The organism is Aerolutibacter ruishenii, assembly GCF_007830115.1.
GTDB lineage: Bacteria > Pseudomonadota > Gammaproteobacteria > Xanthomonadales > Xanthomonadaceae > Aerolutibacter > Aerolutibacter ruishenii.
In genome coordinates this window covers 22,226-45,117 of the sequence record NZ_VLKP01000011.1, presented here as the reverse complement: position 1 = coordinate 45,117, position 22,892 = coordinate 22,226, and the positions used below count along the sequence as shown (strand labels likewise).

Below are 22,892 nucleotides of genomic sequence, written 5' to 3'. Positions count from 1 at the left end.
TGGCGCACAGCCATGCGCCGATGACGCTACGCGCGATGGTTGCGGGCGAACGGGTGGAGACAAGACTCACGGCGGTGTCGTTCCCGGCTGCAGGCGTCGCTGGTGCTCCAGGCGGAATTTCGCACGCAGCAGGCCGCCCGGATCGTCGGGGACGCGACGCAGCGCGGCTTCATTGGCGATGCGGCGCTCGCGCTCGGCCGGTGTTTCCGAGCGCGGTGCCTGGCCTGCCGCCGGGCGTTGCGGCTCGCCGCCCCTGCTGCCCTGCGCGAGGGCCCGCTGCATGCGCGCACGTTGCGCCTGGTCAGCCTGGGCCTGGGCGGCGGCATCCACGGGCTTTTCCCGCTCGCCCTCGGCCGTGCTTCCGGTCCCGTCGCGCTCGTCGTCGGTCCCGTGGTCGGGTTGGGAAGTACCGTTGGCGCCACGACCGGACGACGGCTGCGCTGCGCCAAGCTCACCCGCGCCCGTCGACCGGGGTGAGCCAGAGGGATTGCCTGGACTTCCGCGCTGACCCCCGTCCTGTCCCTGCGCACCCTCATTGCGTCCCGGAGGCGGCTTGCGCTGCATGACCGCCTGCACCGCGCGCCGGTTCGCCTTCGCGTCGCCCATGCCGGGCGCCAGCCGCAAGGCCTGGTCATACGCCTGGATGGCCTCGGCATAACGGCCCGCCTTGGCGAGTGCGTTGCCGCGGTTGTAATGCGCATCCGCGTTGTCGCCTTGTGCGAAACCCTGCGCCGCCGCTTCGAAGTCGCCACGCCGGTACCGTTGCGTCGCTGCCTCCATTGCCGCGTGTTGCGCCTGATCCGGGCGCCGCCACCATTCCGCGGCCTGTACCGCGCCCCATGGCCAACCGATGCCAACGACCAACAGCATCGCGGCCGCGCCACGCCGGAACGCCGGCAGCACCAGCAGCATCACCAACGGCAGCAACCAGTAGCCCTCGTCGGCCCAGTGCCGCCCGCTGCCCTTCGCCGTTCCCGGCGCATCCGCGCCGCGCGGTGCGAGCACGCCGAGTGCATGCAGGTCGGCGTCGTCGACGGTGATCCGCTGGTACGTGCCACCCCCTGCCTGGGCGAGTCGCCGCAGCGAGGCCTCGTCGAATCCCGGGGGTGCCGGACCCGCGGCTGCGCCTACCCCCAACACCGAAACACGCACGCCATTCGCCGCAGCGGCGGTTGCAGCGGCCACATCGGCCGCCGTCGCGTGATCGCCCATCACCAGGATGTCGCCGCGGCTGAAACCGGCCTGGCGCACGAGCTTCGTCGACCACACGATCGCGCGGTCGATGCGCTGCCCATCCACCGGCATGACGTCGGGCGCCAGCGCATCGAGGAACACGGCCACGTTGGCCGCATCGTCCGTGAGCGGCGCAACGGTGAAGGCATCGCCAGCATACGCCACCAGGGCGACCTGGCCGCCGGTGCGCTGCTGCAACAGCCGCGCCAGCTTGTGGCGCGCCTGCGCCAGGCGTGAAGGCGGCACGTCGCGCTGCAGCGCCGCGCTCGACAGGTCCAAGGCCACCACCAGCGGGGCCTGGTTGCGCCACAGCGGTTGCTCGACCTGTCGCCAGCCGGGCCCGGCCAGCGCGATCACCGCCAGCACGTAGGCCGCCGTCGCCAGCCATCGCCCCCACCGTCGCGATGGCGCCACCTCGTTCGCCAACAGATGCGGCAGCAGGTGCGCGTCGACCACGCCGTGCCACACGCTTGCCCGGCGCGCGCGCCGTGCGACCAACCAGGCCCACAACGGCAGCAGCAACAAGGCCCACAGCCACAGCGGGCGCGTCCAATGCAGCATGCCCAGGTCCATGCTCAGGCCCTCCCCTGGCGTGGACGCAGGAGTGCAAGCATCGCCAGCACCCACGCCACGCCGAGCGGCCACGCATAGCGCTCCAGGCGCGGCCTCACCGCTTCACCCGCGCGGAAGACCGGCTCAAGGCGGTCGATCTCGGCGTAGATGCCCGCCAGTTCCGCCGTATCGCGGGCGCGGAAGGAACGCCCGCCGGTCGTCGCGGCGATGGCGGCCAGACCCTTCTCGTCGATCTCGTCGTTGCCACCGGGCATCGGCAACTGGAAGCCGAACAGCGACAGGCTGCCTTCGCCACCGAAGGCGATGGTGTGCACGCGCACACCGGCATCGCGCGCCAGTTCGGCGGCCTTCGCCGGCTGCAGTGCACCGGCGGTGTTGACCCCATCGGTCAGCAACACCACCACGCGCTGCCCGTCCGACTGGGTGCGCAGCCGCTTGACCGCCAGGCCGATCGCATCGCCCAGCGCGGTTTCCTGCCCGGCCAGGCCCACGACGCTGTCCTGCAGCTGTTCGCGCACCGTCTGGTGGTCCATGGTCAGCGGCGTCAGCACGTACGCGTTTCGCCCGAAGGCGAGCAGGCCGATGCGGTCGCCACTGCGGCGATCGAGGAAGTCGGCGAGCACCGCCTTCGCCGCGGTCAGGCGGTCGACACGCTGGCCACCCAGTTCCATGTCCGGCTCACTCATGCTCCCGGACAGGTCCAGCGCCAGCATCAGTTCGCGCCCGGCCCGGGGCGGCAGAACCGGCTCGCCCAACTGCTGCGGACGCGCGGCAGCCAGACAGAGCAATGCCCATGCCACCCACATCGCCGCACTCCCAGCCCGCGCGGGCCGACGGCGACCACGCGATACCTGCGCGACCTGCAAACCGGTGCCATGTGGCAATCGCAGGGCGGGGTCGGCGTTGGACGCCGGCTTGGCCCACCACGCCACCAGCATCGGCAGCGGCAGCGCCAGCAACAGCCACGGCCATGCGAACGACACATCGCGTACGGCCATCGGCAGTGCCAGCCATTCATTCATCGCGGCACCATCCAGGCGATGAAGCGCGCGCGGGCGATGCGTCGCAAGGCTTCAACATCCGCCATGTCCAGCTCCGGACGGAACGCACCATCAAGCAGCAAACGCCCTTCCGGTGTGTTGAAACGCGGGGGCTGCTGGTCCCGGTCGAGCAGCGCCAGCCAGGCTTCGCCCTGCAACCGGTCCGCGTCGGGCTCGTGGCGCCTCGCCGCGCGGCGCAACAGTTCCGACATCGCCGCCACGGCACGTGGGGCCGAACCGGCCGTTGCCAGTGCGTCATCGAACAGGGCGGCCACGCGCGCACGGTGGCTTCGGCGACGCCGCACGCGCCACGTCCACACCGCGAGGCCGAGCAAGAGAATCGCAGCCACCAGCCACCAGCCGGGCGCGGGCGGCCACCACGACGGCGGCGGCGATGGGTGGATGTCGCGCAGGACCAGTGTGGGGTCCATGCTCACGCCACCAGCGGGCGTGGCCGCCCGAGCAGCGGCAACCAGGCATCGCTGGGCGCGTCGGTCGACAACGCGTGCACGCGGATGCCACGGGACGGCAAACCCGCCAGTGCCTCGCGCACCGGATCCGCAAACCGCGCCAGCCACTGCCGCCGCTGTACCGGATTGCCAAGATCCAGTTCGATCCGCTGCCCACCCGACTGCAACGGCAGCGACTGCGCTGGCGGCTGCTGTTCCAACGGATCGGTGAGCAGCAGCACGATGACCTCGTGGTGCTGGCCCAGCGCCGGCCAGCGCTCTGGCGGGACGTTGGCAAGGCTGGCCGGGTCGGCCAGTACGACCAGGCGCGAGCCCGGTCGCAGCAATCGCCGGGCGCGGTCCAGTGCGTCGGCGAGGCCTTCATCGTCTTCAGGCCGCTGCGCATACCAGCGCACCAGCGCATCCAGGACGCGCAACGCACCGCGCGCGCCAGCCGCCGGTGCGATGGGCGGTTCGCGGCGTGACCCACGCAGCGCGCACAGGCGGTCACCCTCGGCGGCCGCAACCCACGCAGCCACGGCACCGGCCCGCGCCGCCTGCACCGACTTGAAGCGCACGCGCGTGCCGAAATACAGGCCAGGCGCGGTGTCGGCCACCACCACGGTCATGCGCTCGCGTTCGGCCTGGAACAGCTTGGTGTGCGGTCGGCCACTGCGCGCGGTCAGGCGCCAGTCGATGTGGCGCGCGTCGTCACCGGCGATGTACTCGCGCGACTCCGCGTATTCCATGCCGCGCCCGCGCAGCGGCGAGAGCGCGGGTCCGCTGGCCCCATGATGCCCTTGGCGCGCGCGGTGGCGCCCGCTGGCAACGGCGCGCAACGCGACCAGTTCCTGCAGCGACGGGACCACCCCCTCGGCGTCTGTCACGGCCGTCTCGCGATGGCCTTCCCCGGCCATCGCCGATACGGCGGCGCGGTCGGGCGCTGGGCGACGGCGTAAGCGCACGCGACCGACCTCAGGGCAGCGGCACCAGCCGCAGCAACTCGCCGACCAGGCGATCGCCATCCCAGCCCTCGGCGGTGGCCTCGTAGGACGGCAGGATGCGATGACGCAGCACGTCGGGTGCGACGGCCCGCACGTCATCGGGAGTCACGAAATCGCGGCCGGCCAACCAGGCATGGGCACGCGCGCACCTCTCCAGCGCGATGGAGCCACGTGGGCTGGCGCCCCAGCCGATCCTGCGCGCCAGCGTCGGGTCGTAACGGCCGGCATCGCGCGAGGCGAGCACCAGTTCGATGATGTAGCGCTCCACCGCGGGCGCCATGTGCAGGTCCAGCACCAGGGCCCGTGTCGCAAACACCTCTGCCTGGGTGATGCGCGTTGGCTCGGTCTGGGGAACGGGCCTGACGGCCTGGCGGGCCTGTTCACGCGCCAGCCGCAGGATCTCCGCTTCGGCCTCCACCCGCGGATACCCGATGCGCACATGCATCAGGAACCGGTCCAGTTGTGCTTCCGGCAACGGGAACGTGCCCTCCTGCTCGATCGGGTTCTGCGTGGCCATCACCAGGAACAGCGGCGACAACGCATAGGTATGCCGGCCCACCGTGACCTGGCGTTCCCCCATCGCTTCCAGCAACGCGGACTGCACCTTGGCCGGCGCCCGGTTGATCTCGTCGGCAAGCAGGATCGAATGGAAGATCGGGCCCGGCTGGAACTCGAAACGACCCTCCTGCGGCCGCCACACCTCCGTGCCGGTCAGGTCCGCCGGCAGCAGGTCGGGGGTGAACTGCACGCGGGCGAAGTCGGCCTCCAGGTAGCCTGCAAGGGCCCGGATGGCCGTGGTCTTGGCCAGCCCGGGCGCGCCTTCGACCAGCAGGTGCCCGTCGGCCAGCAATGCAACCAGCAGCCGGTCGACCAGTGCCGCCTGACCGATGATCCGCTGGCTCAATTCGTCGCGCAGCGTCGAAAACGTCGCATGCAACGTTGCCGCCTGGGTATCCGCTCCGTCCATCGTCGTTCCGTACAGGGGATGCGTGGATTCTGACCGATCGCGGCGGCCAAGGTTCAACGAACGCGTCGCAGGTTCAGACTACGGAAACGCCAAGGGCCCCGCGGCGGGGCCCTTGGCGTCATTCCTCACGTCACCTCAGCGCTGCGCGACGCGCAGCACCTTCGGGGTGACGAAAATCAGCAACTCGGCCTTCTCCTTCGAGCGCCCCTTCTGCTTGAACAGGTTGCCGAGGAAGGGGATATCGCCCAGGAACGGCACCTTGGTCACGTCGTTGCGGTCGCGGAACTCGTAGACACCGCCGATCACCACCGTCTGGCCATCGTCGACCAGCACCGCGGTATTGATCGCGCGCTTGCTGATCTGCGGCACGTCGCCGATGGAGGTGTTGATGAACCCGTCGATCTCGTCCTTCTTCACGTCCATGTTGAGGAACACGCGGCCGTCGTTGGTGATGGTCGGGACGACCTTCATCTCCAGCAGCACGTCCTTGAACTGCACGTTCGGGATCGGAATCGAGTTGCCGCCCTGCTGCGGCGAGATGGTCACGTAGCCCACCTCCTGGCCCTGGCTGATCACCGCCTCACGCTGGTTGGCGGTGACGATGCGCGGGTTGGAGATGACCTCGCCGCGGCCTTCCTGCTGCATGGCCGACAGCTCCACGTCCAGCAGGTAGCCGGCGTTGAGGATCGACAGCGCCACGGCGCCAGCGGGGTTGGTCAGGCCCAGGTTGGTCATCAGGCCGCGGGTGATCGTAGAACCCTGAAACACCGGTCGCACTGGCTCCGCACCTTGGCGACCACCCGCGTTCCACGCGGCGAGCGCGGATTCGTACGCGTTCAGTGCCGTCTGGTTGGCCCGGTCCGTGTCATACACCGACTGGCGGGTCCTGGTGTTGGCGTCGAGGTTGCCGCTGTAATAGACGTTGTCGCTGTTGCCGCTCAGGCCGAACTTGGCGCCCAGGTCACGCGAGAAGCTCTCGGTGGCGATCACCACGCGCGCCTCGATCACCACCTGGTCCACCGGGCGGTCGATCACCTTGATCAGCTCGCGCATCTGCGCGACCTTCTTCGGGATGTCGCTGATCATCAGCGTGTTGGTGCGCTCGTCGGCCACCATGCGGCCCCGAGGCGACATGAAACCACTGTCCTGGTTGCTGCCGCCCTGGCCGCCGGAACCACCGCCGCCGCTACCGCCCACGCCCTTGGCCTCGGACAGCGCCTTGAAGATCTGCGCGGCGTTGTGGTAGTTGATCTGGATATACTCGGTGACCGTATCGACACGGTTGTCGAGGGCGATGCGCGCGTCTTCCTTGTCCTGCTCGTACTTGGCGAGCTCGGCCTGCGGCGCGACCCACACCACGTTGCCGCTGCGGCGCTTGTCCAGACCCTTGGCCTGCAGCACGATGTCCAGCGCCTGGTCCCATGGCACGTTGATCAGGCGCAGGGTGACGTTGCCCTGCACGGTGTCGGAGGCCACGATGTTGAGGCCCGACTCCTCGGCGATCAGCTGCAGGACGGTGCGCACCGGCACGTCCTGGAAGTTGAAGGTCACCGGCTTGCCGCCGTAGGTCTTGGCGGCGGGAGCGGTGCCCGTCGCGCCCACCGCCCGGCCGCCCGCGGCCTTGCCGCTGGCCACGGCCACCTTCGGCATGACCTCTACGATGTACTCGCTGCCAGTCTGGTACGCCATCGAGTCAAAACCGCCGCGGGTGTCCAGCACCAGCTGGGTGCCCGCGCCCACGGGGCGGACATCGATGCGCTGCACCGGGGTGGCGAAATCCGTGACGTTCAGCGGACGCTGCAACGCCGCCGGCAACGTGGCATTGCCCACGTCGATCACGATCTTCTGCCCCTGGTTCTTCAGGTCCGGTACGGCACCCGTGCCGTCGAACCTGATCACCAGGCGACCGGAACCGTCGTTGCCGCGCTTGAAGTCGATGTTGGATACCTGCACGGCACCCGGCAGCTTCTTGGCCGGATCGGCCGCTACGGGCACCCCGGTGGCCAGCGATGCCGGGGCCGCCACGGCAGGCGCGCCGACCGGTTCGGCGGCATGGGCCGCACTCAGCGCCGCGGCCACGCCGATCGCGAGGCCGATGCCTCCCGTCCGGAGCATCAACGAGCGCCGGGCGGGCCGGGAGTAATTGGCGTTGAAATCGGTCATCTTCCTGTCCCCCAGAATCATTGATCTTCCAACGCGATCGTGGCCGGACGTTCCAGCCAACCACCCGCGCCATCCGGCACCAGTTCCACCAGCTCGATGCGTTCCTCGAACACGCCGGTCACCCGACCGTCGCTCTGGCCCATGTAGGCACCGGGCTGCACACGATACGTCACCTTGTCGGGGGCCATCACCAGCGCCACCAGCCCCGCACCGCGCCCCAGCGTGCCGACCATGTCGAGGCTGTCCAGCGGAAACTGCTCCAGCACCTGCTTGCGGCGCGAAGCGTCCGGCCGCGGGCCGCTGCCGCCACCGTCATCGGTGAAGGCGGTGCTGAACGGATCACGCAGCGTCTGCGCCGCGTATTCGAAAGTCTCGAACTGCTGCATCACCGGCAACGGGTCCAGCGGCGGCGCCGGCCGCGCCTTGACTTCGGCGATCCATGTTTCGAGGTTCGGCGCGGCGCCCGGCGTGCTGGTCACGCCGCGTGCGCAGCCGGCCAGCGCAGCCACAAGCGCCACCGCCAGGATGCGGCGGGCCACGGGTGACCCGATGCGTAGATTCAATTCACCCATCTCAGGTCCCCCCCTGGCCCGACGCCGGCGCAGCGGCGGCATTCTGCTGTTGCGCCTCTTCCTCTTCGTCGAGGTATCGATACGTCTTCACCGTACCCGCCAGCTCCAGCGGGCTGTTGGGCGTGATCGCCCCGTCCCGGCCCTGCGTCGCTCGCGGACGCAGCTGGATGTCATGCATGGTCATGATCACCACGCGCGGCAGCGAAGCCACGCCGCTCACGAACGCGCCGAACTGGTGGTAGGTGCCCAGCATGCGCAGCGCGATCGGCTTCTCGGCGTAGAACTCCTTGGGCTGTTCCGGACCCGGCTGGAACAACTCGTTGGTGATGCCCGTGGCCAGCGCGGTCTGCGAAATGTCGACGATGAGGTCCGGCATTTCGGTCTTGCTGGGCAATTGGCGCAGCATCTGCTGCAGTTGCTGTTCCATCTGCGCGAGCTGCTGCTTGAGCGGCTCCAGGTTCGCCGCGCGGCCCTGCTTGGTCTCGAATTCCGTGCGCAGCTCGGACTCCTGGTTCTCCAGGCCTTCCAGTTCGGTGCGCTTGTCGCGCACGAACAGGTACCAGGCCAGGCCGATGATCACCAGGCCGATCAGCGCGCAGAAGCCGATCTTGGCCTGCCGCGGCCAAGCGCCCATGTTGTTGAAGTCAAGCTCCTTGAGTGAAACCTTCTTCTGGCTCACGACGAGGCTCCTGTTGCGGGCGCTGCAGTGGTCGGGGCCGGCGCAGGCGCGGCAGGCGTTGCGGCGGGCGCGGCCGGGGGGGTTGCCGGCGCGCCATTCGCGGATGCGGGTGCGGCGGCGGCCGGTGCGTCAGGCGCAGGCGTCGGCGGCGCGTCAGGCACGCCATCGCCGTCCTCGTCCTTGGGCGCGTTCGGATTCGCCAGCTTGACCTGCAGGCTGAACATGTACGGCAGGCCCTTGTCGGCGCCCTTGGCTTCGATGATCGACAGGTCGGGGTTGGTCATCCAGCCCGAGCTCTCGAGGTTGCGCAGGTAGGTCGACACGCGGGCATTGGACTGCGAGCGGCCTTCCAGTGTCAGCGTTTCCGAGTCCTGCTTGATCGAGGTGAGGATCACACCGTCGGGAATGGTGCGCACCAGCGAGTCGAACAGGTGCACCATCTGCGAGCGGTTGGCCTGCAATTGCTCGATCACTTCCTTGCGCGCCAGCAACTTGGCCTTCTTCTTGTCCAGCTCCTCGATCTCGACGATCTGCTTGTCGACCTCGGTGATGCGATCGCGCAGGAACTGGTTGCGCTCGTTCTGGCCGCTGATCTGGCTGCTGTAGAAGCTGATGATCAGGAACGACAGCAGTACCGCGCCCAGGGCCGACAGCCCCAGCATCGTGGCGAATTCCTTCTGCCGCTGCTTGCGACGCTCGACGCGCCAGGGGAGCAGGTTGATCCGTGCCATCAGTCGAAGCTCCTCAGGGCCAGGCCGCAGGCGATCATCAGTGCCGGGGCATCCTGTGCGAGCGCATGCGCCTGCACGCGCGGGCCCAGCGTCATCTGGGCCAGCGGATTGGCGACCGAGGTCGGCACGCCCAGTTGCTCCTCCACCATCTGCGCGATGCCCTGGATGGACGCGCCGCCACCGGCGATCACGATCTGGTCCACGCGGTTGAACTCGCTGCCGGCGTAGAAGAACTGCAGCAGGCGGCTGATCTGCTGGACCATCGCCTCCTTGAACGGCTCCAGCACCTCGGCCTCGTAGCTTTCCGGCAGGCCGCCCTGGCGCTTGGCCAGGCCCGCCTCCTCGTAGCTCAGGCCGTAACGGCGCATCACCTCGTCGGTGAGCTGCTTGCCGCCGAACACCTGTTCGCGGCTGTAGATGGTGCGGCCATTGCGCAGCACGTTGAGCGTGGTCATGGTCGCACCCGAGTCGATCAGGGCCACCAGGCCGTCGCGCGGGGTCTTCAGCTGGTCGGCGATCAGCGCGAAGGCGTTCTCGACCGCGAAGGCTTCCACGTCCATGACCTTGGGGGTCAGTCCACCGAGCTCCAGCGCGGAGGAGCGCACCTCGACGTTCTCGGCGCGCGAGGCGGCCAGCAGGACCTGCACCGAGTCGGGACTGTTGGGCATCGGGCCGAGCACCTCGAAGTCGAGGTTCACTTCCTCGATCGGGTACGGCACGTAGTTGACCGCCTCCAGTTCGACCTGCGACTCGAGGTCGTCCTCGTCCAGATCGGCTGGCATGGGGATGATCTTGGTGATCACCGAGGAACCGGCCACGGCCGCGGCCGCGAACTTGACGCGGGTGCCCGAGCGCGCCACGGCACGCTTGATGGCTTCGCCCACCGCCTCGACCTCGACGATGTTCTTTTCCACCACCGCATTGGGCGGCAGCGGCTCGACCGCATAGTGCTCGACCCGGTAGCGGTTACCCGCCCGGGACAGCTGCAGCAGTTTCACTGCCGTGGAACTGATGTCCACGCCGACCAGGGCCGGCTGGCTTTTCGTGATGACGCCCACAATATTCTCCCCTTGCCACAAGCGCTTGCGCGCACTTTGTGTGGCCGCGTCTTAAATAACGGACTTTCCCCCGGCTGGCAACCACTTCTTGTCAGAAAGTGACGAGCCGATTCCGTCTTTTCCCCAAAACGGCAATTGGAAGCGTGACCGGCCGCCCGGGGCGACCTCCCTCCTCCTCTATACTCCTCCGCCAATACACCCGCAATCGGACTGTTCCCCAGATGCCCCCACTTCGTCGCCTGTTCCGCTGGGCGCTGGTCGCCTTCGCCGGGTTGTTCCTGCTGGGCCTGGTCGCTGTTGGCGTCCTGTATTACCTGATCGCCCCCAACCTGCCGGACGTGGAAACCCTGCGGGACGTGGAGATGCAGGAACCGATGTACGTGTATTCGCGCGACGGCCAGCTGATGGCCCTGTTCGGCGAGACCCGGCGCTACCCGGCCAAGATCGAACAGGTGCCCGAGCGGCTCAAGCAGGCGTTCATCGCCATCGAGGATGCACGCTTCTACCAGCACCACGGCGTGGACTACAAAGGCACCGCGCGCGCGGTCTGGCTGCTGGCCACCACCGACGGCAAGCGCGTGCCCGGCGGCTCCACCATCACCCAGCAGGTGGCCCGCCAGTTCTACCTGAGCTCGGAGGTCAGCTACACCCGCAAGCTGACCGAGATGCTGCTGGCCATGCGCATGGAGCGCGAGCTGAGCAAGGACGAGATCTTCGAGCTGTACCTCAACAAGAGCTTCTTCGGCAACCGCGCCTACGGCGTCGCCGCGGCGGCCGAGTTCTACTACGGCAAGCAGCTGGCCGAGCTTTCGCTGGACGAAATGGCCTCGCTGGCGGGCATCCCGAAGTTTCCCTCCAGCGGCAATCCGCTCAGCAACCCCGAGCGCGCCAAGCAGCGCCGCGACTACATCCTGGAACGGATGGCCGAGCTGAAGTTCGTGTCCCGCGCCGAGGCCGAGGCGGCGAAGGCGGTGCCGATGCATGCCGCGCCGCACGAGCGGCCGGTCGAGGTCGAGGCGCCGTACGTGGCGGAAATGGTCCGCCAGGCCATGGTCGACCGCTTCGGGGCCGAGGCGCTGACCAAGGGCTACCACGTCACCACGACCATCGACCCGGTGTTGCAGGCCGCGGCCGACAAGGCCCTGCGCGATGGCCTGCACACCTATGACCTGCGCCACGGCTGGCATGGCGTGGAAAAGCACCTCGAGCTGGCCGCCGGCGAAACCGCCGAGCAGGCCCGCGTTCGCCTGCGCGGGATCAGCCAGCAGGCCGCCCTGCGTCCCGCGCTGGTACTGGCCGCCGCCGACCGCGCCGCGACCGTGGTGCTGGCCGACGGCACCACCGTCGAACTGGGCGCGGACCAGGGTTGGAACGGGCGCAACCCTGCCAGCCTGGTCAAGCGCGGCGATGTGGTGCGGGTCACGCGCATGGAGCCCCCCAAGGACGCGAAGCCGGGCACGACGCCAGCATCGGCACGCTACCGGCTGGCCCAGGTCCCGCGCGCGCAGGCGGCACTGGTGTCGCTGGAGGCGGACACCGGTGCGCTGCGTGCGCTGGCCGGTGGCTACAGCTTTGCCGGCAACAAGTTCAACCGGGCCACGCAGGCGCGACGCCAGCCCGGGTCCAGCTTCAAGCCGTTCGTGTACGCCGCGGCGATGGAGCGGGGCTTCAACCCTGCCTCGATCGTGCTGGACGCCCCGGTGGTGTTCAAGGACCGGCGCGGCCACGTGTGGCGCCCGCAGAACGACACCGGCAACTTCGCCGGCCCCATGCGGCTGCGCGAGGCGATGGTGCAATCGCGCAACCTGGTGTCGGTCCGCATGCTGGACGCCATCGGCGTGGACTATGCGCGCAAGTACATCAGCCACTTCGGGTTCGCCGAGTCGGACTTGCCGCCCAACCTGTCCATGTCGCTGGGTACCGCCTCGCTGACGCCGATCTCGGTGGCGCAGGGCTATGCCACCTTCTCCAACGGTGGCTTCCGGGTCAGCCCCTGGTTCATCGACGAGGTCAAGGACCGCGACGGCGCCATCGTGTTCAAGGAAAAGCCCGCCGTCGCCTGCCGCACCTGTGCCGCGGGTGTGACCACCGTCAAGGCCGCGCCCTCTGCCGGCACCGTGGTCGACGGCTTCGATTTCGGCCCCGCGGACGGCGCGCCCAAGGCGGCCGCGACGGCCAAGCCTGCCGCCCAAGGGCAGGACACGCCTGCGGCTGCACCGGCGCCACTGGACCTGGACAAGCTCTCGCTGGCACCGCGCGCCATCGACAACCGCATTGCCTATCAGATCGTATCGATGCTGCGCGACGTGGTGTTGCGCGGCACCGGCACCGCCGCCAAGGTGCTGGGGCGCGAGGACGTGGGCGGCAAGACCGGCTCCACCAACGACCATCGTGACGCCTGGTTCTCCGGTTTCGGCGGCTCGCTGGCCACCACGGTCTGGGTCGGCCGTGACAATTTCCAGTCGCTGGGCTACCGCGAGTACGGCGGCAAGGCGGCGCTGCCGATCTGGATCGATTACATGCGCGTGGCGCTCAAGGACCAGCCGATCCGCGCCAACGACCCGCCCGATGGCATGGTGCAGGTCTCGGTCGGCCCCGGCGGCCGACTGATCCCCGATGGCGGTACCGGCATCGTCGAATGGGTCAAGGCCGAGGACCTGGAGCGCATGGAGAGCTACGTCGACTACGGCCCCGAGGAAGCGGAAGCACCGGCCGAGGAGTCATTCGACATCTTCTGACGTGTGCTAGGGTTTGGTTGCCGGCCCGCGTGGCCGGCCGCGGCGGTTCCCGCCAGCGCCGTGCAGCCGCGGAGGTCGATTGTGAGCCACGCCCGACGGCACGCCCACCTGCACATGCAGACCCGTACCCGGGAGCGCCGCCACCGGCTGGCGCACGAAGCCGCCCGCCTGATGGCCGAAGGCGGCATCCGCGACTTCCACCAGGCCAAGCTCAAGGCCGCGGCGCGGCTGGGCATCCATGACGACGCCTCCTTGCCCCGCAACCGTGAGATCGAGGAGGCGTTGCGCGAGTACCAGCGCCTGTTCCAGCCCGGCAATACGGATGCCATCCGCCAGCGCCGCGAGGCCGCGCTGCGTGCACTGGCGTTCTTTGCCGGGTTCGAGCCGCGGCTGGTAGGCCCGGTGCTGGACGGCACCGCCGATGCGCGCAGCCCCGTGGCCCTGCACCTGCATGACGATGATCCCGACGCGGTGCCGCGGTTCCTCGAGCAGCACGGCATTCCCGCCGAGGCGCGCAGCCGCCACTTGCGCCTGGACCGCGCACGCGAAGGCGATTTCCCGGTGTGGGTGTTCAGTGCCGAGGACCTGACGTTCGACGTGACCGTGCTGCCGTGCACGGTGCTGCGCCAGGCACCGCTGTCCAGCGTGGACGAGAAGCCCATGCGGCGCGCATCGGCCACGCAGTTGCAGCAGTTGCTGGTGGAAGAGGACATCAGCGGATTCGAGCAGGGTCGCGGTTGACTCACGCGACCGGTTCACCCTTCCGTCCGCCCGTTGCCGCCGCCTCGCCGACCGCGCGACATGGCTACTTCGTCGCGTCGTTCAGGCCGGACTTCGCAGGTCCTGACGGTGCCGGCCGTAGCCGAACACGTTGAGCTCGATCACCACGAAGGCGGCCAGCCACAGCAGTGCATCCCAGGCGTCGAGCCAGGCCTGCAGCGGCTCGGAGCCGGTTGCGCCCTGCACGGCCCAGGCCATGAGCAACCCCAGCAGCGCGAGATAGAGCACGCCGGCGATGGCGCGGCGACCACGATGCAGGCGTACCGCCTCCCGCGGCAGCCTGACCTCAAGTTCCAGCAACGCGACCACGCCCAGCCACGCCAGCGCATTGGCGAAATCCAGCCACTGCCTTTCCAGCGCATAGCCCACGCACGCCACCACCACCGCCATCCCGGCGACCGCGCGCACCGCGTGCAAACCCACCCGCGCGCGCGTCGGCAACGGCCAGCCGCCGGTCTCCCATTCGAACAGCATCAGCAGCGCCAGCCATGCGGCGGTGTCGACCAGTTCGGTCACGCGGCCGTACAGCGAGAACAGCGCCACGTTGCCGGCCAGCAGCGCGTACATCAGCCACTTGAAAACGACGAAGCCGCGGCGAGGCCGCGGCTCCGTCATCGCGTCGGCGCGTGCGCCGGCGGGCGGTTGCGCCATGCGGATCAGCGCTTGTCGATGCCCACGTAGTCGCGCACCGGCGAGCCGGTGTAGATCTGGCGCGGACGGCCGATGCGGGCTTCCGGATCGGTCTGCTGCTCCAGCCAGTGGCTGACCCAGCCGGCGGTGCGGGCGATGGCGAACATGACCGTGAACATCTCGGTCGGGATGCCCAGCGCCTTGTAGATGATGCCGGAGTAGAAGTCGACGTTCGGGTAGAGCTTGCGCTGCACGAAGTACTCGTCCTTCAGCGCGGCCTCCTCGAGCTTCATCGCGACCTCGAGCAGCGGGTCGTTGATGCCCAGTTCGCCCAGCACCTTGTGGGTCATCTCGCGGATGATCTTGGCGCGCGGGTCGAAGTTCTTGTAGACGCGGTGGCCGAAGCCCATCAGGCGGAAGCCCGACTCCTTGTCCTTGGCCTTGTCGATGGCCGAGCCGACGTTCTCCGGACGGCCGATCTCTTCCAGCATCTTGAGCACGGCTTCGTTGGCGCCGCCGTGCGCAGGTCCCCACAGCGCGGCCACGCCGGCAGCAACGCTGACGTACGGATTGGCACCGGTGGAGCCGACCAGGCGCACGGTCGAGGTCGAAGCGTTCTGCTCGTGGTCGGCGTGCAGGATGAACAGCAGGTCCATGGCCTTGGCGGCCATCGGGCTGAGCTCCAGCGGCTCCGACGGCACTTCCTTCATCATGTGCAGGAAGCGCGTGGTGTACTCGAGGTTGTTCTTCGGGTAGCGCATCGGCCAACCGATGGAGTAGCGGTAGCAGGCGGCGGCAATGGTCGGCACCTTGGCCAGCAGGCGGATCGCGGCCAGGCGGCGCTGCTCCGGATCCTCGAGGTCGAGGTCGTTGTGGTAGAAGCTGGCCAGCGAACCGAGCATGCCCGTCAGCATGGCCATCGGGTGCGCGTCGTGGCGGAAGCCGTACAGGAAGGTGCGGAAGGCCTCGTGCATCATCGTGTGATGCGTGACCTCATGTTCGAACGAGGAGAACTGCGTCTTGCTCGGCAGCTCGCCGTGCATCAGCAGGTAGGCGACCTCGAGGAAGCTGGACTTCTCGGCCAGCTGTTCGATCGGGTAGCCGCGGTACAGCAGCACGCCGGCGTCGCCATCGATGTAGGTGATGGCCGACTTGCAGCTGGCAGTGGCGCCGAAGCCCGGGTCGTAGGTGAAGCAACCGGTTTCCTTGGGCAGCTTGGCGATGTCGATGCAGGGCGCGCCCAGGGTCGGGTGCTGCACGGGCAGGACGACGCTCTTGTCGCCGGCGGCAAGGGTGACCTGGGTCAGGCCGGACGGGTTATCGGACACGAAGCACTCCTCGATCTGCGCACCGCGGGAAACCCTTGGCGCGTAAGGGGGAAGGAAGCAGGTCGGACCGGCGGCGGGTGCCCAATCCGGCCCGGACTTGCGATCCTGAATTATCGCACAATGCCCTTGGGCCCGGGCTCTGACTTTAGTCAGGCGCACGCTGGAAAAGTCCATGCGCGGCGCGCCTCCGGCGTATGGCGCAGTGGCGATTCCGGCACGCGCCACGGAGGGGCGGACCAAGCCCACCGCCGTACGCGACCAACGGTTGCAGGCCGGCGGGCGCCTCGGGCGGAAACGCAAACGGCCGCCCGAAGGCGGCCGTCATGCAACACGGCGTTGCGGCGATTACTTGCCGTAGCGCTTGCGGAACTTGTCCACGCGACCGCTGGTATCCACGATCTTGTGCTTGCCCGTGTAGAACGGGTGCGAGGCCGACGAGATATCGACCTTGATCAGCGGGTACTCGTTGCCGTCCTCCCACTTGACCGTCTCTTTGGAACCGAGCGTCGAACGGGTCAGGATCTGGAATTCGGTGGTGACGTCCTGGAAGACGACGTCGCGGTATTCGGGATGGATGCCGGCCTTCATGGCACTCACCAATCTGTAAACGGGAAAGAGCGGCATTCTAGCCGGCAATTCCGCTCCGGGCAAGCCCACCCCTCAACCGGCGGCCAGCGCGTTCCGGATCAGGCCATGGAAACGCGCCGGGTCGTAGCGCAGCAGCACGCGCGCATTGTCCGTCCTGCCCGTCTGGCGGTTCCAGTCGACCACGGTCGCGCCGCGCGTGTGCCGGCCTTCCAGCTCCACCACGACCGGGCGATCCACGCACTCGACGGCGCCATCGGGCTGCAGCGCGAAGGCCATGGCCAGCGCGTCGGCCGAATGCCAGTACGCGCCGCGCCGGTCGGCGGACCATTCCCGGGTCCTGCGCGAAATGGCCTCGTAGAAGCGCGCGCGCGGCGAGTCCGCGCGCAGCCAGTCCACCACCTCCTCGTGCAGCAGCCCATGGGCGACGGTCGCCTCCCAGTCGGCCAGGTCGATGTGCGGGAATGCGCTGAACACCACGTGCGCCGCTTCGGGGTCGAAGGCGATGTTGAACTCGGCGGCGGGCGTGATGTTGCCGTGCGCGGTGACCGCGCCGCCCATCAACACCAGGCGCGCCACGCGCTGCGGCAGCGTCGGGTCCAGGCGCAACGCCAGCGCGATGTTGGTCAGCGGGCCGAGCGCCACCAGCAGCAGCCGGCCAGCATGCTCGTGCGACAGGCGCAGTATCGCGAGCGCGGCATGCTCGGCCTGCGCCTGCGTGGCGGCGGGGGCGTAGCCGATGTCGCCAAAGCCGTCCTGTCCGTGCACGTGCGCGGCATCCTCGGCTTCGTGCACCAGCGGCGATGCGCAGCCGGCGAACACGGGCACGTCCACGCCCGCGACCTCGCACAGCTTGAGCGCATTGGCCACGGTGTGGCGCAAGCCCACGTTGCCGGCGGCGATGGCGAGGCCCACCACCCGATGGCGCGGGTCGTTGAAGGCCATGAGCAACGCCAGCGCATCGTCCACGCCGGGGTCGGTGTCGATCAGCAACGGAATCAGGTCGGTCATGGGGCGATTATGCGCATTTCCACCGCGTCTGCCCCGAACGCTTCGGCGCGGCTAGGCGGACGCGTAGCGTGCTGCGCCGCCCACCCAGCGCGCCACGATGCGCTCGGCCGTGTCGGGCGCTTCGGCCAGCAACCGCTCGGCGAGTTGCTGCACGCGCGGCAACAGGTCGGCGTCGCGGACCAGATCGGCCACGCGGAACGCGACCAGGCCGGTCTGGCGCGTCCCCAGCAGCTCACCGGGACCGCGCAGCTCCAGGTCCTTCTCGGCAATGACGAAGCCGTCGTTGGTTTCGCGCATGGTTTCCAGTCGCTGCCGGGCCAGTTGCGACAGTGGCGACTGGTACAGCAACACGCAGCGCGAGGCCGCACTGCCCCGCCCCACCCGGCCCCGCAGCTGGTGCAACTGCGCCAGCCCCAGCCGCTCGGCGTTCTCGATGATCATCAACGAGGCGTTGGGCACGTCCACGCCGACTTCGATGACCGTGGTGGCCACCAGCAGGTCGATCTCGCCGCACTTGAACGCCAGCATGGTGGCCTGCTTGTCCGCCGCCTTCATGCGGCCATGCACCAGGCCGACGCGCAGCCCCGGCAACTGTCGGCCAAGCTCCTCGTACGTGGTCTGCGCGGCCTGCGCCACGACCTCGTCGCTGTCGTCGATCAGCGTGCAGACCCAGTACGCCTGCCGACCTTCGGCACAGGCCATGCGGATGCGTTCGACCAGTTCCGGGCGCCGCTCCGCGCCAAGCGCCACGGTCTGCACGGGGGTGCGGCCCGGCGGCAGCTCGTCGATGGCGGAGACATCCAGGTCGGCATAGGCGGCCATCGCCAACGTGCGCGGGATCGGCGTGGCGGTCATCACCAGCTGGTGCGGCACGACGTGGATGCGCTCGCGCTCGCCGTCGGCCAGCACGCCGGCGCCCTTGTCGCGCAATGCCAGGCGCTGGTGCACGCCAAAGCGATGCTGCTCGTCGACGATGGCCAGGGCCAGGTCGCGGAACACCACGCCCTCCTGCATCAGCGCATGCGTGCCCACCACCACCTGCGCCTCGCCGGCGGCCACGGTCTCCAGCACCTTGGCGCGCGCGCGGCCGGTGACCTTGCCCGCCAACCACGCCACGTTGACGCCCAGCGGCTGCAGCCAGCCACGCAGGTTGGCGAGGTGCTGCTCGGCCAGCAACTCGGTCGGCGCCATCAGCGCGGCCTGCCGACCCGCGGCGACGGCCATCACCGCGGCCATCGCGGCCACGACGGTCTTGCCGGAGCCGACATCGCCCTGCACCAGCCGCAACATGGGTGACGGTCGGCCCAGGTCGCCACGGATCTCGGCAAATACCCGCTGCTGCGCCCCGGTCAGCGCAAATGGCAGCGACTCGCGCAGGCGCGCCGCCAACGTCGTGTCGCGCAGCACGACGGCCGCATGCGTCTGCTGGGCGATGCGCTGGCGACGCAGGCTGAGGTGGTGCGCCAGCAGTTCCTCCAGCGCCAGGCGTCGCTGCGCCGGATGCGTGCCGGCCAGCAGCGCGGGCAAGTCGGCCCCGGGCGGCGGCCGATGCACGGTGAGCAGTGCCTCGCGCAGCGTCGGCAAGCGCAGTTCGCTGCGCAGCCGTTCTGGCAGCAGTTCCAGCGCCTCCACCTCGGGCAACCGGTCCAGCGCCAGCCCGATCAGGCGGCGCAGGGTCGCGGGGCCGATGCCCTCGATGGCCGGGTATACCGGATCGAGCGAATCCCCCAGCGCGTCGTCGGCCTCGCCGATGATGCGGTAGCTCGGATGGACGATCTCCAGGCCGTGCTGGCCAGGCCGGGGGGTGCCGTAGCAGCGCACGCGGACACCGGGCCGGAACTGCGCCACCTGGGCGGCGCGGAAATGAAAGAACCGCAGCACCAGGGTGCCACGCGAGCCATCGTCCAGCGCGACGCGCAACATCGGCCGATAGCGGAACCCGCGGTCCACGGCCTCCACCCGCCCTTCCACCTGCGCCGGTACGCCCGGCTGCAATGCGGCGATCGGCGTCAGCCGGGTGCGGTCTTCGTACTGGCGCGGCAACTGCAGCCACAGGTCCTGCAGCGACTGCAGGCCACGTGCCGCCAGTTTCTCCGCCACCCTGGGCCCGCAACCGGGCAACGCCGTCAACGGCGTTTCACCGATGGCAGCGAGCGCGGGCGCAGGCCGGGGGGCGCGGGGCATTCCCTGGGTGGCGCAGGATCAGTCCAGCACCATCACCGCATCGACCTCGAACAGCACGCCGCGCGGCAGCCCGGAGACTTCGATGGTGGAGCGCGCGGGGAAGGGGGCATTGAAGTACTCGCCCATCACCGCGTTGACCGTTGCGAACTCGCCCAGGTCGGTCAGGTACAGGCCAAGACGCACGATCTTTTCCAGCGACCCGCCGGCGGCCTCACACACGGCGACGAGATTGTCGAATGCGCGACGCGTCTGCGCGTCGATGCCGCCTTCGACCACCAGCCCGGTGGCCGGGTCCAGTGGAATCTGCCCGGACAGGTACACGGTGTTGCCGGCACGCACGGCCTGCGAGTACGGGCCGATGGCGGCAGGGGCCTTGTCGGTGTGGATGATCTGGCGGGACATGCGGGCTCCTTGTGAAGCAATGCGGGATGGCGAAGCGATGCCCCAGTCTAGCGGACTGGCCCACCGGTCCGCGCTGCGGATCAGAAGCGCTGGACGCCCAGCACCACCCCCAGCCTGCGGACGCGTCGCATCACATCGGCAAGGTGGCGGCGGTCGCGCACCTCCACGCCGAAACGCAGCACCGCCATGTTGGTATCGCGCTCCAGGTACTCCACACGGTCGATGTTGGAGTCGGCTTCGGCAATGGCCGCAGCCACCTGCGCCAGCGCCCCGGGCCGGTTGTCCACCTCGATCTTCAACGCTGCGCCGAAGTGGCCCTCGACCTTCCGGTCCCAGCCAATGGACACCCAGCGGTCCGGCGACTTGCGGTACTCGACGACGTTGGGACATTCCACGCGGTGCACGACGATGCCCTTGCCCGCGGTGTGGTAGCCCATGACGTCGTCGCCGGGCACGGGCTGGCAGCAGTTGGCGAAACTGATCACGCCGCGCTCGCGGCCGGTGATCAGGATCCGGTCTTCCGCCGCGGGCTTGCGCACCTCGCGGCGCCCGAGCTTTTCCGGCGCGGTGCGCACCAGCGCCTGGGCCACCTGCACGGGCATGCGGTTGCCCAGGGCGATGTCGGCCAGCAATGCCTCCAGCCGCGCGTAGCGCTGCTCTGCCAGATAGGCATCCATGCGCACCGCCGGCACGCGCTCCAGCGAGGTTTCCAGCACCTCCAGCGCCCGGTCCAGCATGCGGTGGCCCAGTTGCACCGCATCCTCGTGCTCCAGTTGCTTGAGCTGCTGGCGGATCGAGGTGCGGGCCTTGCCCGAGACGACGAACTCCAGCCACTGTGGCTTGGGTGCGGACGACTTGGCGGTGATGATTTCCACGCGCTGGCCGCTGGCCAACCTGCTGCGCAGCGGCACCAGCTTGCCGTCCACGCGCGCGGCAACGGCGCGGTTGCCGACATCGGTATGCACGGCATAGGCGAAGTCGAGCGCGGTGGAATTGCGCGGCAACGACATGATGTCGCCCTTCGGCGTGAACAGGTACACCTCGTCCGGGAACAGGTCGACCTTGACGTTCTCGAGGAATTCCAGCGACGAACCGGTGGCATGCTGCGCCTCCACCAGGCCGGTGATCCAGTCCTGCGCTCGGTTCTGCGCACTCGTCGAGCCTTCGCCACCCTGCTTGTAGGACCAGTGCGCGGCGATACCCCGTTCGGCGACCAGGTCCATCTCCTCGGTGCGGATCTGCACCTCGATGGGGGACCCATACGGACCGAACAGGACGGTGTGCAGCGACTGGTAGCCGTTGGCCTTCGGAATGGCGATGAAGTCGCGGAAACGGGCATCCAGCGGTTTGTACGCCGCATGGACCACGCCCAGCGCGTGGTAGCAGTCGGCCACGCCGCGCAGCACGATGCGGAACCCGAACACGTCCATCACCTGGGCGAAGTTCTTGTGCTCGGCGCGCATCTTGCTGTAGATGCTCCACGGCGATTTGACCCGACTGACCAGGCGGTTGACCAGCTTCTCCTTGGCCAGTCGCTGCGCCAGCGTGGCCTCGATCTGCACCAGCGCCTCGCGCCGCACCACCGGCTGGGTGCGGATGCGCTTCTCGATCACCGCATGCCGCCATGGATGCAGGGCACGGAACCCCAGGTCCTGCAGTTCGGCCTTGATCAGGTTCATGCCCAGGCGCTGGGCGATGGGCGCGTAGATCTCCAGCGTCTCGCGTGCGATGCGGTGTCGCGCCTCGGTGCCCTGCGCGCCCAGCGTGCGCATGTTGTGCAGGCGGTCGGCCAGCTTGATGAGGATCACGCGCAGGTCGCGCGCCATGGCCAGCAGCATCTTGCGGAAGCTTTCTGCCGCTGCTTCCTGGCGGTCGCGGAACTGCAGCTTGTCCAGCTTGGTGACGCCATCCACCAGCTCGGCGACGGTGTCGCCGAATTCGGCGACCAGGCCGTCATAGTCCAGCGGGGTGTCCTCGAGGGTATCGTGCAGGATCGCCGCCACCAGGGTCTCGACATCCAGTCCCTGCTCGGCCAACACCTGGGCCACCGCCACCGGATGGGTGATGTACGGCTCGCCGGACTTGCGGGTCTGCCCCGCGTGTGCGGCCGCACCGACCGCCCAGGCGCGACGCAGCAGGCGCAGCTGTTCCGGCGGCAGGTACGTGGCAACCCGCTCGAGGTCGCGCACGTAGTCCGGCACGCCCGCGTCGTCGGACGCAGGCGCCGGGGCTGGGTGCACGGCGGTCTCGCGAGGGTTCATACAGGCAATCTACGCGGCGCGGCGCGGTGCGGCAACGCGCGGCTGAACAGCGGAAACGACACGGCCCCGCCAAGGCGGGGCCGTTGCGTCCGATGCACGCGCCAGGGGCGCGCGGCAGGTATCTCAGTCGTCGCCCTTGGACATGTCGTCGTCGGCCACGACTTCGGCGGCGGCCCACTCCAGCGCCTCGCGCTCCTTGCGCTCGCGCTCGGCCTTTTCCACCGCGTCGATGTATTCGGGGTCGATGCGACGCGCGGCGATCTCGCGCAGGGCAAGGACGGTCGGCTTGTCATTGGACTCGCTGTTGTCCAGCTGCGGCTCGACGCCGTTGGCCAGCTGGCGGGCACGCTTGGCGGCCATCATGACGAGTTCGAAGCGGTTGTTGACCACTTCCAGGCAATCTTCAACGGTGATGCGGGCCATGGGGCTCCTGGCGGCCGTGGGCCGTCCATACAGACTCGGTGGGACCGGAGATTATACCGGGCTTGGGCGCATCACAGCAAG

General features: G+C 68.9%; 20 protein-coding genes. 2 read left to right on the top strand and 18 right to left on the bottom strand.

Annotated features, from left to right (window positions below; all coding sequences use genetic code 11):
- Window positions 1–66 precede the first annotated feature (66 nt).
- The 10 genes from IP93_RS12665 to IP93_RS12620 all read right to left on the bottom strand — a co-directional run bounded on the left by IP93_RS12665 (window position 67) and on the right by IP93_RS12620 (window position 10,469).
- On the bottom strand, window positions 67–1,806 hold the full coding sequence (locus IP93_RS12665) for a VWA domain-containing protein (protein WP_144816268.1): 1,740 nt from the start codon (window positions 1,804–1,806) through the stop codon (window positions 67–69).
- A 2-nt stretch (window positions 1,807–1,808) separates the two neighbouring features.
- Window positions 1,809–2,828, bottom strand: a complete 1,020-nt coding sequence (locus IP93_RS12660) for a vWA domain-containing protein (RefSeq protein WP_144816266.1) — start codon at window positions 2,826–2,828, stop codon at window positions 1,809–1,811.
- Window positions 2,825–3,277: a DUF4381 family protein gene (locus IP93_RS12655; protein WP_144816264.1), complete on the bottom strand. Its 453-nt coding sequence runs from the start codon at window positions 3,275–3,277 to the stop codon at window positions 2,825–2,827. The genes IP93_RS12660 and IP93_RS12655 overlap by 4 nt, the downstream gene beginning before the upstream one ends.
- A gap of 2 nt (window positions 3,278–3,279) precedes the next feature.
- Window positions 3,280–4,212, bottom strand: coding sequence for a DUF58 domain-containing protein (locus tag IP93_RS12650; protein ID WP_144816403.1), 933 nt, complete (start codon window positions 4,210–4,212; stop codon window positions 3,280–3,282).
- 58 nt (window positions 4,213–4,270) lie between these two features.
- On the bottom strand, window positions 4,271–5,266 hold the full coding sequence (locus IP93_RS12645) for an AAA family ATPase (protein ID WP_144816262.1): 996 nt from the start codon (window positions 5,264–5,266) through the stop codon (window positions 4,271–4,273).
- A gap of 135 nt (window positions 5,267–5,401) precedes the next feature.
- Entirely contained in the window at window positions 5,402–7,429 is a 2,028-nt protein-coding gene (locus IP93_RS12640; RefSeq protein WP_242006862.1) for a type IV pilus secretin PilQ, read from the bottom strand.
- 17 nt (window positions 7,430–7,446) lie between these two features.
- Window positions 7,447–8,001 carry a pilus assembly protein PilP gene (locus IP93_RS12635; RefSeq protein WP_144816260.1) on the bottom strand — a complete coding sequence of 185 codons (555 nt, stop codon included), beginning with the start codon at window positions 7,999–8,001 and terminating at the stop codon, window positions 7,447–7,449.
- A 1-nt stretch (window position 8,002) separates the two neighbouring features.
- Window positions 8,003–8,680, bottom strand: coding sequence for a type IV pilus inner membrane component PilO (locus tag IP93_RS12630; RefSeq protein ID WP_144816259.1), 678 nt, complete (start codon window positions 8,678–8,680; stop codon window positions 8,003–8,005).
- A complete protein-coding gene (locus IP93_RS12625; RefSeq protein WP_144816257.1) occupies window positions 8,677–9,411 on the bottom strand; it encodes a PilN domain-containing protein in 735 nt (244 codons plus the stop codon). Before IP93_RS12625 ends, IP93_RS12630 begins: the two co-directional genes overlap by 4 nt.
- Window positions 9,411–10,469: a pilus assembly protein PilM gene (locus IP93_RS12620; RefSeq protein WP_144816255.1), complete on the bottom strand. Its 1,059-nt coding sequence runs from the start codon at window positions 10,467–10,469 to the stop codon at window positions 9,411–9,413. The genes IP93_RS12625 and IP93_RS12620 overlap by 1 nt, the downstream gene beginning before the upstream one ends.
- 221 nt (window positions 10,470–10,690) lie before the next feature.
- Between IP93_RS12620 and IP93_RS12615 the strand changes: the two genes are divergently transcribed.
- Both IP93_RS12615 and IP93_RS12610 read left to right on the top strand, forming a co-directional pair.
- Window positions 10,691–13,207 carry a penicillin-binding protein 1A gene (locus IP93_RS12615; RefSeq protein WP_144816253.1) on the top strand — a complete coding sequence of 839 codons (2,517 nt, stop codon included), beginning with the start codon at window positions 10,691–10,693 and terminating at the stop codon, window positions 13,205–13,207.
- Window positions 13,208–13,321: 114 nt separating this feature from the next.
- Entirely contained in the window at window positions 13,322–13,948 is a 627-nt protein-coding gene (locus tag IP93_RS12610) for a hypothetical protein (protein WP_144816399.1), read from the top strand.
- 81 nt (window positions 13,949–14,029) lie between these two features.
- Here IP93_RS12610 and IP93_RS12605 read toward each other — a convergent pair whose 3' ends face one another.
- From IP93_RS12605 to rpoZ, 8 genes are all read right to left on the bottom strand, one after another.
- Complete coding sequence (locus IP93_RS12605) at window positions 14,030–14,638, bottom strand: hypothetical protein (RefSeq protein WP_144816251.1); 609 nt, start codon at window positions 14,636–14,638, stop codon at window positions 14,030–14,032.
- A gap of 5 nt (window positions 14,639–14,643) precedes the next feature.
- The gene (locus tag IP93_RS12600) at window positions 14,644–15,945 is read right to left on the bottom strand and encodes a citrate synthase (RefSeq protein WP_144816249.1); all 1,302 of its coding nucleotides are present in this window, start codon (window positions 15,943–15,945) and stop codon (window positions 14,644–14,646) included.
- Between the two features lie 345 nt (window positions 15,946–16,290).
- Window positions 16,291–16,533, bottom strand: coding sequence for a type B 50S ribosomal protein L31 (locus IP93_RS12595; protein WP_144816247.1), 243 nt, complete (start codon window positions 16,531–16,533; stop codon window positions 16,291–16,293).
- A gap of 72 nt (window positions 16,534–16,605) precedes the next feature.
- A complete protein-coding gene (locus tag IP93_RS12590; RefSeq protein ID WP_144816246.1) occupies window positions 16,606–17,541 on the bottom strand; it encodes a nucleoside hydrolase in 936 nt (311 codons plus the stop codon).
- A 51-nt stretch (window positions 17,542–17,592) separates the two neighbouring features.
- A complete protein-coding gene (recG, locus tag IP93_RS12585) occupies window positions 17,593–19,725 on the bottom strand; it encodes an ATP-dependent DNA helicase RecG (RefSeq protein WP_144816244.1) in 2,133 nt (710 codons plus the stop codon).
- A gap of 18 nt (window positions 19,726–19,743) precedes the next feature.
- A complete protein-coding gene (locus IP93_RS12580; protein WP_144816242.1) occupies window positions 19,744–20,127 on the bottom strand; it encodes a RidA family protein in 384 nt (127 codons plus the stop codon).
- Window positions 20,128–20,207: 80 nt separating this feature from the next.
- Window positions 20,208–22,388 carry a RelA/SpoT family protein gene (locus tag IP93_RS12575; RefSeq protein WP_144816240.1) on the bottom strand — a complete coding sequence of 727 codons (2,181 nt, stop codon included), beginning with the start codon at window positions 22,386–22,388 and terminating at the stop codon, window positions 20,208–20,210.
- A 123-nt stretch (window positions 22,389–22,511) separates the two neighbouring features.
- Window positions 22,512–22,811, bottom strand: a complete 300-nt coding sequence (gene rpoZ, locus IP93_RS12570; protein WP_036135665.1) for a DNA-directed RNA polymerase subunit omega — start codon at window positions 22,809–22,811, stop codon at window positions 22,512–22,514.
- Window positions 22,812–22,892: the final 81 nt, after the last annotated feature.

Bases quoted from the DNA above. Each gene is read 5' to 3' on its own strand.
- IP93_RS12660 (WP_144816266.1), bottom strand. From the start codon at position 2,828: ATGAATGAATGGCTGGCACTGCCGATGGCCGTACGCGATGTGTCGTTC.
- recG (WP_144816244.1), bottom strand. From the start codon at position 19,725: ATGCCCCGCGCCCCCCGGCCTGCGCCCGCGCTCGCTGCCATCGGTGAA.
- IP93_RS12610 (WP_144816399.1), top strand. From the start codon at position 13,322: ATGCAGACCCGTACCCGGGAGCGCCGCCACCGGCTGGCGCACGAAGCC.
- IP93_RS12615 (WP_144816253.1), top strand. From the start codon at position 10,691: ATGCCCCCACTTCGTCGCCTGTTCCGCTGGGCGCTGGTCGCCTTCGCC.
- IP93_RS12575 (WP_144816240.1), bottom strand. From the start codon at position 22,388: ATGAACCCTCGCGAGACCGCCGTGCACCCAGCCCCGGCGCCTGCGTCC.
- IP93_RS12655 (WP_144816264.1), bottom strand. From the start codon at position 3,277: ATGGACCCCACACTGGTCCTGCGCGACATCCACCCATCGCCGCCGCCG.
- IP93_RS12595 (WP_144816247.1), bottom strand. From the start codon at position 16,533: ATGAAGGCCGGCATCCATCCCGAATACCGCGACGTCGTCTTCCAGGAC.
- IP93_RS12650 (WP_144816403.1), bottom strand. From the start codon at position 4,212: ATGGCCGGGGAAGGCCATCGCGAGACGGCCGTGACAGACGCCGAGGGG.
- IP93_RS12635 (WP_144816260.1), bottom strand. From the start codon at position 8,001: ATGGGTGAATTGAATCTACGCATCGGGTCACCCGTGGCCCGCCGCATC.
- IP93_RS12605 (WP_144816251.1), bottom strand. From the start codon at position 14,638: ATGGCGCAACCGCCCGCCGGCGCACGCGCCGACGCGATGACGGAGCCG.
- rpoZ (WP_036135665.1), bottom strand. From the start codon at position 22,811: ATGGCCCGCATCACCGTTGAAGATTGCCTGGAAGTGGTCAACAACCGC.
- IP93_RS12665 (WP_144816268.1), bottom strand. From the start codon at position 1,806: ATGGACCTGGGCATGCTGCATTGGACGCGCCCGCTGTGGCTGTGGGCC.
- IP93_RS12625 (WP_144816257.1), bottom strand. From the start codon at position 9,411: ATGGCACGGATCAACCTGCTCCCCTGGCGCGTCGAGCGTCGCAAGCAG.
- IP93_RS12580 (WP_144816242.1), bottom strand. From the start codon at position 20,127: ATGTCCCGCCAGATCATCCACACCGACAAGGCCCCTGCCGCCATCGGC.
- IP93_RS12590 (WP_144816246.1), bottom strand. From the start codon at position 17,541: ATGACCGACCTGATTCCGTTGCTGATCGACACCGACCCCGGCGTGGAC.
- IP93_RS12640 (WP_242006862.1), bottom strand. From the start codon at position 7,429: ATGACCGATTTCAACGCCAATTACTCCCGGCCCGCCCGGCGCTCGTTG.
- IP93_RS12645 (WP_144816262.1), bottom strand. From the start codon at position 5,266: ATGGACGGAGCGGATACCCAGGCGGCAACGTTGCATGCGACGTTTTCG.